This is a genomic window from Mucilaginibacter sp. P4_D1 (assembly GCF_056401935.1).
The window spans coordinates 13,806-28,156 of the sequence record NZ_JBFUIJ010000023.1 but is presented as its reverse complement, the minus strand read 5'-3'; the positions used below and the strand labels follow the sequence as shown (position 1 = coordinate 28,156).

Here is a 14,351-nt window from a genome sequence, read left to right as displayed (position 1 = left end):
TCTTGGTGTACCTTTTGCATGGGTGAGCAAAATTAGCTGTCTTGCCAACCTTGTGATGTCCCGGTTATTTATGAAAAAATATTTACTAATTGTTTTTCTTATCGCGTTATCAGGTTTCGGCGGATATGCCCAATCAACAAACTCGGCATACGGGCGTGAACTTAAGCATGCAATTGAAAAAGAAACCGCAGACACAGCCCGGATAACCTTGCTGCAAAAGTTGGGTATGTACTATATCGACAAATATATGGTAATTCAAAAAAAAGAGGATATAGACAGCGCCATAAAAGTGTTGATGCGGGCTGTTGACCTGAGTGAGGCTGCTCGTCAATATGATCGCAAATATGAAAATATCGAGAGTGTAGCTCGCGCCTACATGTTTCTGAAAGATACCGTTAACGCACATTTTTACGTTGCGCAGGCTTTACAGTATTATACCCAGGTGCGCCAGTTTAAAAAGGTAGTACTTGGCTGGACGAAATATGGCTACGCGGCCACCCGGGTTGTGTTATATCCCCTGGCCATGCAGTGTTACCGCCAGGCTTTGGCGGCCGAGCGTAAGTATAACTTGCATGACGATGAACTTTACATCAGGAGCAAAATGGCGGCTGTAATGTCTGCTACAGACAATGATGACGAGGCTATAAAATTTTGTTTGTCTACAATTGCCGATTTTAAAAACAGGAAGGAAAATCTTGATAAGATATACTTGCTTATGGCTAATATTTACAGGTACAAGGGCGATTTAAATAAAGCCCTGAGCTATAGTCTGGCAGGTGTAAACAACATGGAATCTTATAAGGATACGCTTGACGCCGATAACTATTACGGCGAACTTGCATTAACCTATGATGCTTTAGGCCAGACGGCAAAAAGCATTATATACTATAAAAAAACACTTGCGGTCCGCGAGAACGAGGCTATACCCGAAGAATACATTTATCGTACCTGTGGTTTTATAGTAAAGGGACTAATAAAACTTGGGAAATTTAATGAAGCGCTTAATGAGGCTTTATCTTTTGAAGCACGCCATCCACCGCAAACGCCGGTAGGTAAGGCTTTCATGGCCCAAAACAAAGCCTATTGTTACCAGGCTTTAAAGGTGTATGATAAAGCCGAAAAATATTTCCTGGAAATACCAATGGGGCTTGACCTTACACGCCGCAACGATGAAGTAATTAACATGGCCTTATACGATATTGGCTACTTTTACCTGGGGCAGAAACAGTATGATAAAGCACGGGTGTATGTACAGCTCATGGGCTCAATAGCAGCATTAGATAATTACAAAAACGCCGAATTTTTGCGCTTTAAAATAGACTCGGCTACCGGCAAATATCAATCAGCTTTAAATCATTATGGCAATTACCAGCGTGCAAAGGATTCGCTGTTTAGCGAATCAAAAAGTAAACAGATTGAAGAATTACAGATCAAATATGAAACCGGCCAAAAGGAAAAAGCAATTGCGTTGCTAAAAAAAGATAGGCAACTACAGTTTGACAGGGTAAAGCAGGCCAATAATATGGTGAATTTAACTTTTGTGGGCATAGTATTGCTTTTGGCCGTTTTGGCCCTTTTATACAAAAGCAGGCTCAGCAATCAAAAACGATCAGAAGAGATAGCACAGAAAAATGCTTCACTAAACCAGTTGCTTTCCGAAAAAGACGGCTTACTGGAAGAAAAGGAATGGTTGATGAAGGAGATTCATCACCGGGTAAAAAATAACCTGCAGATAGTAATGGGGCTGCTGCAACGTCAATCAGCATTTGTTAATAACAAGGAGGCCTTAATGGCCATTCGTAACAGCGAACACAGGATGCACTCTATCGCCCTTATTCATCAAAAACTTTATCAATCAGATAACCTTACATTGGTAAATATGGGTGAGTACATAGGCGAAATGATAGGCTATTTGCGCGAAAGCTTCGACTTAGGCACAGGAATTCAATTCGAAAAGGAAATTGAAGATATAGAATTGGAAATAAATGTAGCCGTACCACTGGGCTTAATACTTAATGAAGCGATAACCAATGCCATTAAATACGCGTTTCCACCCAGTCAAAACGGCATCATCCGGATAGCGCTTAAACAAACTGCCGATAATTGTTATATACTCCGGGTGTCAGATAACGGGCACGGCCTCCCCGCCGGGTTCGACGTAAAGAAAATGAATTCGATGGGTTACAACCTGATGAAGGGCTTGAGCAAACAGGTGGGCGGTAAGTTTGAACTACAAACAGGTACAGGGGTTACCGTCACAATTAATTTTTGTCCCGACCAGCATATCCGATCGGTTTGACAACGACATGTCGTTGTCAAACAACTAAATGTCGTTGTTGCTGCGGATGCAATAGTGCCCGGGGTGGTTTACTAACCCCAGTGCGCAATTAATTTTATACTTTATTTGATTGATTGGGCAGGCTGCTTAAGTCTATGCATACTTTAGATGCCCCTTTACTTTGCTCAAGGGGGAAAAAGGATTAAAAATTGTTTATGTTACAGAACGGGTATTTATATCTTTATACCCAAACGGACTTATCATCCGCGCTATAGCAACAACTACCGGTTTCATATCACAGCATGAATAAAAGAATACTTATTGTTGAGGACGAATTTATTATTGCCGATGTACTCAGCAACATCCTTATAACGGCCGGTTATGCGGTTTGCGGCATTGCCGATAGTGCAGCCGAAGCGCTGGAAATGATTAACGGACATCACCCCGAATTTGTGCTCCTGGATATTTATCTAAAGGGAAAACAAACGGGGATAGACCTTGCACATCACCTCGCCGAAAAGAATATCCCTTTTATCTACATTTCTGCCAATTCAAACCAAAAGGTATTAGAGGCTGCTAAAGTAACTAACCCCTATGGCTTCGTGATAAAACCCTTTCGGGAAAAGGATGTATTGATAGCTTTGGATATTGCTGTTTACCGTCATGAAAATCAGTTGGAGGACGGTTTACGGCAAAACGCCGTACTGCAAAAAAAGGCCGCGGAGATTTTGGCCTCAACAGTAAGCTGGGAGCATAAGGTGTTGCAAATGGGTAAAACGCTACAGCCATATATCCCGTTTGAATTTTTATCTGTTGGGATGAAGCAGGATGCAGAGGATAACTTTTATGAAATAGGCTTTTCAAGAATCGGGTTTGATGAATATCAACTGATAGGCTGCCCTGAGCTGATGGTGATTACGAACCGTAAACTACATGAATTAGCCAGGCTAAAAGCCAATGATACCGTTGACCAGATGGCTACATGGTATGATGAAAATGAGTTGAACGCGCTGCTGGGTAAGCCATCCTTAAAAAAATTATTTGCCGATACCTATAGCCTGCGGTCGCACTTGTCATTACCTGTTACTTTGGCCGATGGAAAAATATGCTGCTTTAATTTTTACAGCCGCCGGCCCGACGCTTACCAGGCCGACCATTTAGCGCACTGCAACCGCTTGCTGCACTTGCTAACCAGCTTTATGGAAAAAATGCTACGCGCCGCAAATAGCCCGCTGGCCCATAGTTTACCAAACTACACGGTGAAGCAATCGTTTACCGATATTGGTGAGCCTAATCCGTTTAAGGGAATTATCGGCAATAGTCATTTATTGTTAACCGTTTTTGATCATGTGGTGCAGGTTTCCCGCTCCGATTCTTCCGTACTTATCTTGGGGGAAAGTGGTACCGGAAAGGAAAAGATAGCCGAGCGTATCCATTCGCTATCATTACGTAAAGACAAGCCCTTTGTACGCATTAATTGCGCGGCATTGCCAATTTCGCTCATCGACTCGGAACTTTTTGGTCATGAGAAAGGCGCTTTTACAGGGGCGTATGAAAGAAAAATTGGCAGGTTTGAACAAGCCCACACCGGTACCATCTTTTTAGATGAGATAGGCGAGCTTCCCATCGAGTCGCAATCGAAGCTATTGCGCGTGCTGCAGGAGCGGGAAATAGAGCGGATAGGAGGGCGGGTAACCATCAAAACAGACGTACGTATTATTGCGGCAACTAACCGCAACCTGGATAAGGAGGTTGCCGAGGGCCGTTTCCGGCTCGATCTGTTTTACCGCATCAACGTATTCCCGATAGTGATGCCGCCCCTCAGAGAACGTAAGGAGGATATTGCCGATCTTGCCAACCACTTTTTAAATATTTACGCCCGCAAAACAGGTAAAATAGTCAGAGGCATCTCTCCGCAGGTACTGGAGAACATGAAGCATTACCATTGGCCCGGCAACATCCGCGAGTTGGAGAACCTGGTAGAGCGTAACGTATTGCTCACCCGCGATGACATGATCAGCAATATGGCGTTGCCCACCCAATTGGAGCAACCGCTGGCAGCCCCACTTCCCGAAACCATCGTGACTACCATGAGCGAGGGCGAGCGTGCCCATATTTTGGCCGCACTTAAAAAGTGCAATGGCAAAATATGGGGCGAAGGCGGTGCCGCCAGCCTGTTAAATATTCCGCCCACTACGCTCAACTCCAAAATGAAAAAGCTGGGTATCCGTAAGGATTTTGGTGCTTAGGCGCCCAATGCAATATTTTTCCCAAACATTTTATTTGCGGCCAGCCATACCAGCATTAATGCGGCAGGCAACAATACCGCAATTAAACCAAAATGTTTAGCCATCAACGCGCCGGCCAGGCATCCCAGCAAAAAGCCGGTTATTAACGTGGCTTGTTTTTTAAAACTTATCCACGTAGCGGCATCTGCCGGGCTGGTAAAATATTTAATAAAGTCGAGCGAAGCCTGGGTTACATTGCCCGTCATAACTGTAGTTAAGCCGTAAGTGGCTTTGTTGTACAGTTTGCCAAAGGTATTCTGGAATGCCATGGCCACCACAATAATAAGGGCTATCAGCTGCGCCTGCCAGCCGGTTTCCTGCCCACCTGTAAGTCCTATCGCAAGCAGGCCGCTCACAAATAATAAAATACCTTCCATAATTAACAGCAAGTACATGTTTGCCCACCGTTTTGCCAGCCAGCCGCCCAGCATAACCGCCAATACAAATACCGGGAAGGTAAGCAGTTTTTGCCAGCCATACGCATTAGCGTGTTTGATAATGTCATAAGCAAAAACTATAAAATTGCCGGTAACATGTGCCGAAAACAATTCGCCCGCGGCAACAAAAGTAAGCGTATCGCAAAAGCCGGCTATAAAGCACAGCAGCAGGGTGGTATTTCTTATTAGCTTTTCGGTGTCCATAGAAATTAAATGCCTTTTGTTTAAAATTTTAAGGTAACAGTGCTGCCAAACATCAGGATATTTTTGCCCGGTCCGGCTTGCTTTAAGTAATCGCCGGCGCTAAACCAGGTAACTTCTTCCCTAAAGTAAAGGTATTTATTGGGTGTATAGGCAAGTTCGGTGCCCAATTGGTGGCCTATTTGTTTGGATGTACCTGCTTTGCCCGAATAAATGAGCTTGCCGTTTACAGCATACAAACCATCGTTGCGGTTCAATCGCCAAAACATATCGTAATCTTCGGATAGGGTTAGCTTTTTGGTAAGCGCAAGGGAAATGTAAGGGTGAGCGTCCAGCAAGTTATATGGCCCTATCAGGGCGGCTAATCCAAAATAAGCACCTTTGGGAAACAAAGGGTTAAATGTATTCAGCCTGCCATCGCCGTAGTTTTTATCGCCGCTAATGGCTTCGGCTTTTAAGCCTATTTGCGGCTCAAACTTTACCTTGTTAAAGGTATATGATATGTTAGATGATAATGTCCAGGCGTAAATGTCGCTGCCGGCAAATTTGCCAAACTGGTAAAGCCCCTCCATATCATATTGCCAGGTGGGGGTGTTCGCCCATATCCGGGCGCCCACAGAATGCCTGCTTTCGCGGCCTTTACCATCATCAAATACCGCTGTTTTTTTAAGTATGCCAAAATAATAAAGGTCAAAGTTTTGGATTACAGGTACTTTGGTAATGGCCGCATAGGTTCCCCAAAACCGCGTGTTGCTGTTAAAGGCATCGTCAAAAATATCTGGCCGTGCCTGTACATAATTCGAATAAAAAACGTCAAGCTTCAGGTTTTTACTGCCATACATCAGCTTTGCCGCATCAAAAGCCTGCCTGTTGTTAGGCGCTTCGCGCACGGCAACCAAACGTTGCGAGCCGTAGGATAATTCCTGCCTGCCCAACCTTAATGTAAGGCTTTGGCCGCCTTTTAAGATGTTGGCATAATCAACAAAAGCCTGGTGCAGGTCAAGCAGGTTTTGATCAACCGGCGATGGTGTTTCCACTTCGCCATTGGCCATGCTGCTTTGCAATTGCACAAATGCCCTAAAGTGCTTGCCTGCATGAAAATCAACGTGCCCAAGGTAACGGGTAAGGATAAAACCATTGTTGTCAGCAGGTGCTTCGCCCCAGTTCTGGTTTTTAAAACGGAAATACTGGTAACGCACCTCGCCGCCAAAACTAAAATAAGTGGCTTTATCTTTAGTTACGGGGTTAAACTTAAGTTGATGGTACCAATTGCCGGATGTATCTTTTGCCAACGGGGTATAATTTTCATCGTACCTAAGCGATTTAAACGGGGCCTCCTGCGCCAAACATGCGCAGGAGGTAAACAAGACAAGTAGGGTAGCAAGCTTCTTCATAGGTGTGGTATTGTAGGGCGTGTTAAATATTTTAACAAATACTAATCAATAGCAATGCCTTTGGTGTAACTATTTGATTATCATTAATTTGATATTTGAATTGCCTTATGCGCTTAGCTGTATTTCGAAAATTGGTCGGCCATTTTACGATATAACGTTGTTATCATGTTAAAAAGAGAAAGGCTCACCGACGACAGAAATCGAAGTTTTTATGCCTTGATACTATCAACTTGTTATGGCGTGTAAGAAGCCTAATCACCAAATGTCGTTGCCGCTCAATAAATTTGCGAAATAGCGTTAGTTATTAATAGTTTTATGTTTTTAAGTAGCTTGTTATCAAGTATTTAATCAATTGGAACGAAGTTTGAAAACGGGGTAGAGTCATTTATATATCATTACCTTAAAACCAACCTCGTTATGAAACAACAGCCCCTAAAGAAACTAAACCGAACCCTCACCAAATGGGTTATCAGTCTTCACCAAAAAGGTTATACCGATGATTTCCTGGCCGTCAATAAAGAAAAGATCCAGTGCATCCAAAACGGCGAAAGTTTTGCAGTACAGGACTTAAGAATAAGCCTGATCGATTGCGGTTACGATTTGCTTACGCGCACCTATCAATACATCCATACCATTGATACCCAAGTAGGTTGCCGGGGACTGCTTATCACCAACGGCATATTACCGCTAACCTGTAAAAGCATAAATTAAACACGATGAAAAACAATCCATCATTTAAAAAACAAGAGTCGGCAGTGTTACGGTGCCACCTGGAGGCATGTTTGGTGGGCATATTTACAGGGGAAATAATAAACGAATACCTGGTGGCATATAGCATCCGGTCAGATTTTTCGTTGTTATCCGTTAATGTTAACCAAGCAACAAACTTGCCGCAAATTAAGCTGGCTTATGCCATTTGGCTGGGCATGCAGGCTACAGACAGGCATGCTGTGTTGGCTAAATTCCAATGCCTGTACGCGACATTACCGGCCGGCGCTGCCGGCGGCCAAACGTTAACGTTCTGCACTGTTTTTATACATGAATTGGCGGGCATCCTGGCCAAAGCCATGCAATGGCCCGATTAAAGGTCGGATACATGTTTGCGGGTGATACCTAAACGCTTCATTTTTGAATTGAGTGTGGTTGATGGCACATCAAGCAATTCAGCAGCGCCACCTGGCCCCGAGATGCGACCATGGCATTTTTTGAGTACCGATAAAATATAGTCCCGTTCATTATCATCGATTGATTTTACCCTGGCTGGTTCGGCAACATTTTCGGTAACGCCAACTTTGTTTGCAATGGAAATTCGTTCAATCACCATGCCGCGGTTAAGCAATACGCTTCGCTCTATCAGGTGCTCCAGTTCGCGCACGTTGCCAGGCCAATGGTAGGCAGCAAGATCATTCAATGCCTGGGCTGATAACGACATCCCCGGTTTACCGGCACGCTCGCCATATTTTTTTACAAAAAAGGCGGCCAGTTCGGGCAGGTCTTCCTTCCGCTCGCGCAGTGATGGTAAAAGAATTGGGAAGATGTTCAGCCTGTAGTACAGGTCTAACCTAAACTTTCCTGCGGCAACTTCTTTTTCCAGGTTGCAGTTGGTGGCGGCAATAACCCTTACATCAACCTTTAAAGTTTCGCGGCCACCCAGGCGCTCAACTTCCTTTTCCTGCAAAACCCTCAATAGTTTCGATTGAGATTCAAGAGGCAATTCGCCAATCTCGTCCAGGAAAATGGTGCCTCCGTTTGCCTGTTCAAATTTGCCTATCCTTCTATCGGTGGCACCTGTAAACGCGCCTTTTTCGTGTCCGAATAATTCCGATTCGATGAGGTGGGTGGGCAACGCCGCGCAATTAACCACCACCATCGGCTTGTTTTTACGGGCCGACAAACCATGAATAGATTTGGCAAAACGCTCCTTACCCGTACCACTTTCGCCTAATATTAGCACCGATGTTTCCATCGGTGCTACCAGGGTTAGGTGGTCTAAAGCGGTAAGCAACAAATGGCTGCTGCCAATAATACCATCAAAACCCGGCTTTTCGGACTGCTTTGATTGTTTGCCCGGTAAGCTAACAGGCTGTTCTTTCGCTATTGCTGCAGATGGCGACGCGGTATTTAAAATGCCCTCAATGGCAAGTGCCAGAACTTTTTGAAGCCTTTTAGTTAAAGCCAGGTGCCGACTATGGTAAGCATCGGCTTTATGGCTGTAAAAGGAAATAGTATACCCGGTATGCCCGGCCACAGGGATAAATACGGATAAGTTGGCGGTCATTTTAAAGGCGCGTGCGGCCATGTTCTTTTCAGTGTTTTGACGGCAGATAGCTATAAAATCGGCCTCGTTATAAATGGCCGATTGATAGTCGTCTGCAGTTGGCTCCTGCATACGTAACAGTTCCTGTTTTTTTAGGCCAGTCATGGTAAGCAGCTCATCAAAGCCTATAACCTGGTATTCGTTGAAGCCAAGGCGCAAAAAAGCGCGCCCGTTGTAAGGCAGGCTATCCAGGTTTTTGAGGCCTATGGCCAGGTAATCAAAGGGGATATGCGGCTGCAACTGTTTAGCTATTTTAAAAAGCTTTTGGTCCCAGGCTAAGGTATCGCCAATAATATCCATCAATGTTCCCTGTAGCAGCATCTCGTTATTTTTACGTGCCGCCATATTTTGCTCATGCAGGTATTGGGCTATTTCCAGGCTCACCAGTACATCCTTTTCCCTAAAGGGCTTCACCATAAAGCCGTAAGGGTTGGTGGCTTTGGCCTCTTCCAATATTTTCTGGTTGGAGTTTGCCGATAGGTAAACAAAGGCAATGTTTTCTTCGCTTAATTCAAGGGCAAGGTCTATCCCGGTTAGCCGCCCTTTTAAATGAATATCAAGTAAAACCAGCTGTGGCTGATATTTGGCCACCATCGCTCTTGCTTCTTCTACAGAATCGGCAATACCGCAAACATCGTAACCGGCGTTTTCCAGTATAATGGAAAGGTCATTGGCTACAATAAACTCGTCTTCTACAATCAGTATTTTTTTACTCATAACAAATTGGTTAAACCACTTTTAAAAGTGTTTCGTTAACAAAATCAACTTCAATAGTTATTCCCTGCCCGTTCTCAACCTTAAGGCTGCCACCTAATTGTTTGCTAAGCCCCCGCATTAAGCTCATGCCCAATGATTTACTTTTGGATATGTCTACGGTAACCGGGAAGCCCACACCGTCATCGTGGATTTTAAGCGCAAAGCAATTTTGGTTCTCCACAGCTAAACTGATGGTGATTTTACCGCTACGGTTATTAGGAAAGGCGTATTTAATGGCATTGGTAATGGCCTCGTTCAGTATCAGCCCAAGGGGTACCGCACGGGTTACATCCAATTCGGCCGATGCAATATCCATTTCAAATTCAATGCGTGTACCGGTATCAAAGCTGTCGCGCAGGTAGTCAACCAAATCGCTGATGTAGGCATGTACATCTACCAGCGCCAGGTTATCTGATTGGTAAAGTTTCTGGTGTATCAATGAGATGGATTGCATCCGGTGCTGGCTTTCGCGGATAGCATTATAGGCGATATCGTTTTGCAGGTAGCTGGATTGGGTGCTTAACAGGCTGATTACTATCTGCAGGTTGTTCTTCACCCGGTGATGGATCTCTTTCATCAGCCACTCCTTTTCCTGCAACAGGTTATCTTTTTCGCTGATCAGAAGCTGCAATGAAGCGTTCTTTTGTTCTATCTCCAGCCGCTGTGTTTGTAACTGCTGGTTCACCCGTTGTTTTGAGCGATACCCCGAGTAACTTATCGCCAATAATATTGCTAATAACACGGCCCCGCCAATGATGAGTTTTTGCGTGGTTTTTTCCTGGTCAAGATTTATTTTTTGCAGCCTGGCCTGGTTATTCAACAGCCTGATGCGTGCCTCCCTGGCTGTTAGTTCCTGGTCTTTTTTTTCGGTTTCAAACTGGATTTGGAGCTGGGCTGTTTGCCGGCTTTGATTTTCGTTCCACACCGAATCCTTTATTTTGCCGGCTATCCTATAGTTTTTATATGCGGCGGCAAAATTATTTTCGACCGAATCGAGCCGGGCCTCATGATCGTAAGCCACAGACATCGCTATAGGATTGTGCTGTTTGGTTGCTGATTTTTTAAAAATGTTTAAATGTTTACGTGCCGGTACTATTTGCATAGTTGTTGTGTAATAAGCGGTTAAAACAATTTGAACCGTGAGCTGATAGCCGTCATATTGACCCATATTTTTGCTGGCCGCCTCCACCCGCAGGCTATAYGCCAAAGCTTCTTTAAACATTTTCAGTTTTGTAAAGCACCTTAACAGGATAAGATCTATACCAATATGACGGGATATCTCATCGGCGGGATATTTGCTGATTACTTTTTGCAACAGTGTTATGCAATCGTTGAATCGGTATTGCGAAGTGAGCACCTGGGCAATGTTCACATATTGGTTTAGCTGGGTTGATACATCGCGGTTTTTTACAGCAATTGCGAGCGATTGTTCAAAATATAGTTTAGCACGTTCAAATTGTAACATATGGTAATAGGTGATCCCTACCCGGTTATACACCGCGCAAGCCTGCATAGTGGTGTCCTTGCCTTGCTCTGTCATTTTAATCGCTAATAAGCCATAGGTCAGGGCATTATTTAGGTTTCCGGTCATGGAGTAAACACTGCCCAGTAAATCATATAAACTTTCTTTGTCTATGGTATTTGTATACCGGATAAGCTTAAGCGCCTGTAGCAAATACTGTAGTGCTTTTGAAAAATTCCCTTGTACCTGGTAAAAATCGCCCAAAACCTTTAGTGTAGCTTCCTGCCTGTCCTTTGCAGGCGATTGTTGGAAAAAGGGTAGTGCCTGTTCATAATAAGCTATACGTACATTTAAATCTGTACCGCCAAAGGCCTGGTAATATTCCTCCATTTTTAAGTATGCTTCGGCCGCTTCACGATACAGGTTGTTTTTTAAAAATATCGCGATAGCTTTACGAACATAGCCGTTGCATGCCGCGCTATCTTTTTTTAACTGGTAGGTTTTAGCAAAAGCCATATAGGTATTCCCAAGGCCTTTGGGGTAATTAAGAGAGGTGCTTAACTTTTCGGCAGCGCCGCCATGAGCAAGGGCGCTATTAAGGTCTGCCGGCAGGGGCTTGGCTATACCATTATAGTAAGCACAAATTTGCAGCAAAACGGTTACCCTGCCGGTATCTGCCTTGCTTTTTTGCAGGCTGCTTTTTAACGATGTTAAGTTTTGCGGTTGTGCGATAACACCAAAACCGCAGGTCATAAAAAAAAAGGCTAATGCTAAAACCCTAACATACACATACATTCTTCTGCAACAAATCATATTCTTTTCTTACGCGGGTTTTAAACTGCAATTGACGTACCTGTATTTTATAATACTGATTATTAGTTATTTGTGTTGATTTGATCGCGATTTGTGATTTGTGTTGACGTGTCAAATGGCGATATTTCGTCATTTGGCGCACCGGCACTGAAAACAGGTTCCATCGGGAATCCGATAGCTATCATGAGTCCTTTTTTGCCCTGGATGGCCAGTTGCCCGCTTATTTGCTTACACATACCCTTTATTAAATTAATGCCTAATGATTTGCACAGGTCGATGTCAAATTCGGGCGGCAGGCCTATTCCATCGTCCGTTACTGTAAGTTTTAGGTCGCCGTTATCATCGCCACTCAATTCAATGGTTATACAGCCATGCTTATCGGCAGGGAAGGCGTATTTTATAGCGTTGGTTATCGCCTCGTTCAATATCAGTCCAACAGGTACGGCCCGCAGCACATCCAGTTCAATATCGGCTATATGTTGTTTAAAAATGATGCGGCTACCGGTCTCGAAATTTTGTTGTAGATATTGCACCAGTTCGCGGGTGTAATCCTGTATGTTGATGAGTGCGCGGCTTTCAGATTGATACAGTTTTTGATGGATGAGTGATATGGATTGCATGCGGTGCTGGCTTTGGCGGATGGCGGCCGACGCCTGTGGATCATTCAAATAAGCAGATTGGGTGTTTAGCAGGCTGATCACCACCTGCAGGTTGTTTTTCACCCGGTGATGAATTTCTTTTATCAGTAGTTCCTTTTCATCAAGCAAAGTATCTTTTTGCCCCGCGGTTTGTTGCAGCAGTTCATTTTTTTGGCTAATGGCTTTTTGCTGAAGTTGCAGCCGCAGGTTTGTCCGCATTTTTACCCGGTATTGAAAATAGGTGAGCGTGAGTAACAGCGCCGCTACCATAGCTACTGCGATGATAATATTACGGATAGATTTAGCCTGCCGCAGGTTGTTGGTCATCAACCGGTTTTGGCTGGTGAGCAGGCTGATGTTGTTTTCCTTCAGCTTTATCTCGTGGTCTTTTTTTTTCGTTTGATATTGTTGCTGAAGCTGGGCTACCTGGCGCTGTTTGGTAACTTCAAGCACCGAATCTTTGAGGCTTAGATATTGGTTTAAATGCTTTAACGCAGAAAGATAATCCTTACGAATGGAATCGGCACGACTGGTTTTTAGTAATATATCCAGGCGGATAGAATCGGCTGCCGTGTTACTGGTTTGCCCGTAAGTTGCTGTGTGCAAAATAAAGAATAGGAGTGTAGCTAAAGTTGTCCTCATGCAGGGAACGCCATTACATAAAGCACGCCAAGGCATGTTATGGGGCGGGTTTTAATGATAATAGGCCGTTTTACGTTCATTTAGCTATAAAAACAACCTCTTGTAGCGATGCAGAGCCTTTACATATCGTTGCCCAATATGGTGGCAACGACATATCGTTGTGCTAAAAAATACCGTCCGGCTTACCTTATGTCGTTGCTAAACGTCACCGGATTACGATATAAAGCAATTATTTATTTTGATAAAATTTTAACTAACTGATTTTTAGGTGTTTGTATTGATGGCGTGCCAGTTGTCAATTGTGGTTCATATCGACATAAAAGAATATGAACACTACACAATATGAAAACGACAAATCCTAAAACCATTGTTTTTATTACCGGCGCGTTTGTAAGCAGCGATTGCTGGAACGAGTGGAAAACCTATTTTGAGCAACAGGGATACAATACCTTAGCACCGGCCTGGCCACATAAGGATGCACCTGCCTGTACCTTGCGTCAAAGGCATCCGGATGCCGAAGTAGCTGGTCTGCGTTTGGCCGGGTTAACCGATTACTACGCAGGCATCGTTCAATCCCTTCCAGAAAAACCGATACTGATAGGCCACTCTATGGGCGGCCTGATAACCCAGTTATTGTTGCAAAAAGACCTGGCTGTGGCGGGCATTGCCATCCATTCATTACAGCCGCAGGGCGTCTTTACCTTTAAGCTTTCCTTTTACAAAGCGGGCTGGGGGGCATTGGGTTTCTTTACCGATGCCGCTAAAACCTACCTCATGTCGTTTCCGGAATGGCAGTATGCTTTTACTAACGGCATGCCCTACGAAGAGCAAAAAGAAGCTTACTACAAACTACTGGTGCCAGAATCGAAACTGGTGGTGCGTGATGCTACCACAAGCGCAGCTAAGGTTGATTTTGCCCGTCCGCATGCCCCTTTGTTATTTCTATCCGGTAGTTCGGACCACTTTATCCCTGCATCGCTTAACTACAGCAATTACAAAAAATACAGTGATAGCGCATCGGTTACGGCTTACAAAGAATTTCCTGGCCGTAATCACTTTGTACTTGGCCAACCGGGCTGGCAGCAGCATGCCGATTTTATTTTAAAATGGCTACAAAACATCTAA

10 protein-coding genes are annotated in these 14,351 nt (G+C 44.2%); 5 read left to right on the top strand and 5 right to left on the bottom strand.

What is annotated here, in order from left to right; translation table 11 throughout:
* Positions 1-70: 70 nt before the first annotated feature.
* The gene (locus tag AC1DV1_RS18840) at positions 71-2,299 is read left to right on the top strand and encodes a tetratricopeptide repeat-containing sensor histidine kinase (protein ID WP_477362024.1); all 2,229 of its coding nucleotides are present in this window, start codon (positions 71-73) and stop codon (positions 2,297-2,299) included.
* A 281-nt stretch (positions 2,300-2,580) separates the two neighbouring features.
* Entirely contained in the window at positions 2,581-4,527 is a 1,947-nt protein-coding gene (locus AC1DV1_RS18835; protein ID WP_477362022.1) for a sigma 54-interacting transcriptional regulator, read from the top strand.
* Here the strand turns inward: AC1DV1_RS18835 and AC1DV1_RS18830 are convergent.
* Positions 4,524-5,207, bottom strand: a complete 684-nt coding sequence (locus AC1DV1_RS18830) for a YoaK family protein (RefSeq protein ID WP_477362020.1) — start codon at positions 5,205-5,207, stop codon at positions 4,524-4,526. The genes AC1DV1_RS18835 and AC1DV1_RS18830 overlap by 4 nt on opposite strands.
* Before the next feature lie 20 nt (positions 5,208-5,227).
* Positions 5,228-6,598, bottom strand: a complete 1,371-nt coding sequence (locus AC1DV1_RS18825; RefSeq protein WP_477362018.1) for an alginate export family protein — start codon at positions 6,596-6,598, stop codon at positions 5,228-5,230.
* A gap of 417 nt (positions 6,599-7,015) precedes the next feature.
* Between AC1DV1_RS18825 and AC1DV1_RS18820 the strand changes: the two genes are divergently transcribed.
* Together AC1DV1_RS18820 and AC1DV1_RS18815 are read left to right on the top strand one after the other, a co-directional pair.
* Complete coding sequence (locus AC1DV1_RS18820; RefSeq protein WP_477362016.1) at positions 7,016-7,309, top strand: hypothetical protein; 294 nt, start codon at positions 7,016-7,018, stop codon at positions 7,307-7,309.
* 5 nt (positions 7,310-7,314) lie between these two features.
* Positions 7,315-7,683, top strand: a complete 369-nt coding sequence (locus tag AC1DV1_RS18815; RefSeq protein ID WP_477362014.1) for a hypothetical protein — start codon at positions 7,315-7,317, stop codon at positions 7,681-7,683.
* Here AC1DV1_RS18815 and AC1DV1_RS18810 read toward each other — a convergent pair.
* The 3 genes from AC1DV1_RS18810 to AC1DV1_RS18800 all read right to left on the bottom strand — a co-directional run bounded on the left by AC1DV1_RS18810 (position 7,680) and on the right by AC1DV1_RS18800 (position 13,226).
* Positions 7,680-9,632: a sigma 54-interacting transcriptional regulator gene (locus AC1DV1_RS18810; protein ID WP_477362012.1), complete on the bottom strand. Its 1,953-nt coding sequence runs from the start codon at positions 9,630-9,632 to the stop codon at positions 7,680-7,682. The two genes, AC1DV1_RS18815 and AC1DV1_RS18810, sit on opposite strands and share 4 nt — an antisense overlap.
* A 10-nt stretch (positions 9,633-9,642) precedes the next feature.
* The gene (locus tag AC1DV1_RS18805) at positions 9,643-11,886 is read right to left on the bottom strand and encodes a tetratricopeptide repeat-containing sensor histidine kinase (RefSeq protein WP_477362010.1); all 2,244 of its coding nucleotides are present in this window, start codon (positions 11,884-11,886) and stop codon (positions 9,643-9,645) included.
* A gap of 122 nt (positions 11,887-12,008) precedes the next feature.
* Complete coding sequence (locus tag AC1DV1_RS18800; RefSeq protein ID WP_477362008.1) at positions 12,009-13,226, bottom strand: sensor histidine kinase; 1,218 nt, start codon at positions 13,224-13,226, stop codon at positions 12,009-12,011.
* Positions 13,227-13,568: 342 nt separating this feature from the next.
* On the opposite strand from AC1DV1_RS18800, the gene AC1DV1_RS18795 reads away from it, so the two are divergent.
* The gene (locus AC1DV1_RS18795; RefSeq protein WP_477362006.1) at positions 13,569-14,351 is read left to right on the top strand and encodes an alpha/beta hydrolase; all 783 of its coding nucleotides are present in this window, start codon (positions 13,569-13,571) and stop codon (positions 14,349-14,351) included.

Bases quoted from the DNA above. Each gene is read 5' to 3' on its own strand.
- AC1DV1_RS18825 (WP_477362018.1), bottom strand. From the start codon at position 6,598: ATGAAGAAGCTTGCTACCCTACTTGTCTTGTTTACCTCCTGCGCATGT.
- AC1DV1_RS18800 (WP_477362008.1), bottom strand. From the start codon at position 13,226: ATGAGGACAACTTTAGCTACACTCCTATTCTTTATTTTGCACACAGCA.
- AC1DV1_RS18815 (WP_477362014.1), top strand. From the start codon at position 7,315: ATGAAAAACAATCCATCATTTAAAAAACAAGAGTCGGCAGTGTTACGG.
- AC1DV1_RS18820 (WP_477362016.1), top strand. From the start codon at position 7,016: ATGAAACAACAGCCCCTAAAGAAACTAAACCGAACCCTCACCAAATGG.
- AC1DV1_RS18810 (WP_477362012.1), bottom strand. From the start codon at position 9,632: ATGAGTAAAAAAATACTGATTGTAGAAGACGAGTTTATTGTAGCCAAT.
- AC1DV1_RS18795 (WP_477362006.1), top strand. From the start codon at position 13,569: ATGAAAACGACAAATCCTAAAACCATTGTTTTTATTACCGGCGCGTTT.
- AC1DV1_RS18830 (WP_477362020.1), bottom strand. From the start codon at position 5,207: ATGGACACCGAAAAGCTAATAAGAAATACCACCCTGCTGCTGTGCTTT.
- AC1DV1_RS18835 (WP_477362022.1), top strand. From the start codon at position 2,581: ATGAATAAAAGAATACTTATTGTTGAGGACGAATTTATTATTGCCGAT.
- AC1DV1_RS18840 (WP_477362024.1), top strand. From the start codon at position 71: ATGAAAAAATATTTACTAATTGTTTTTCTTATCGCGTTATCAGGTTTC.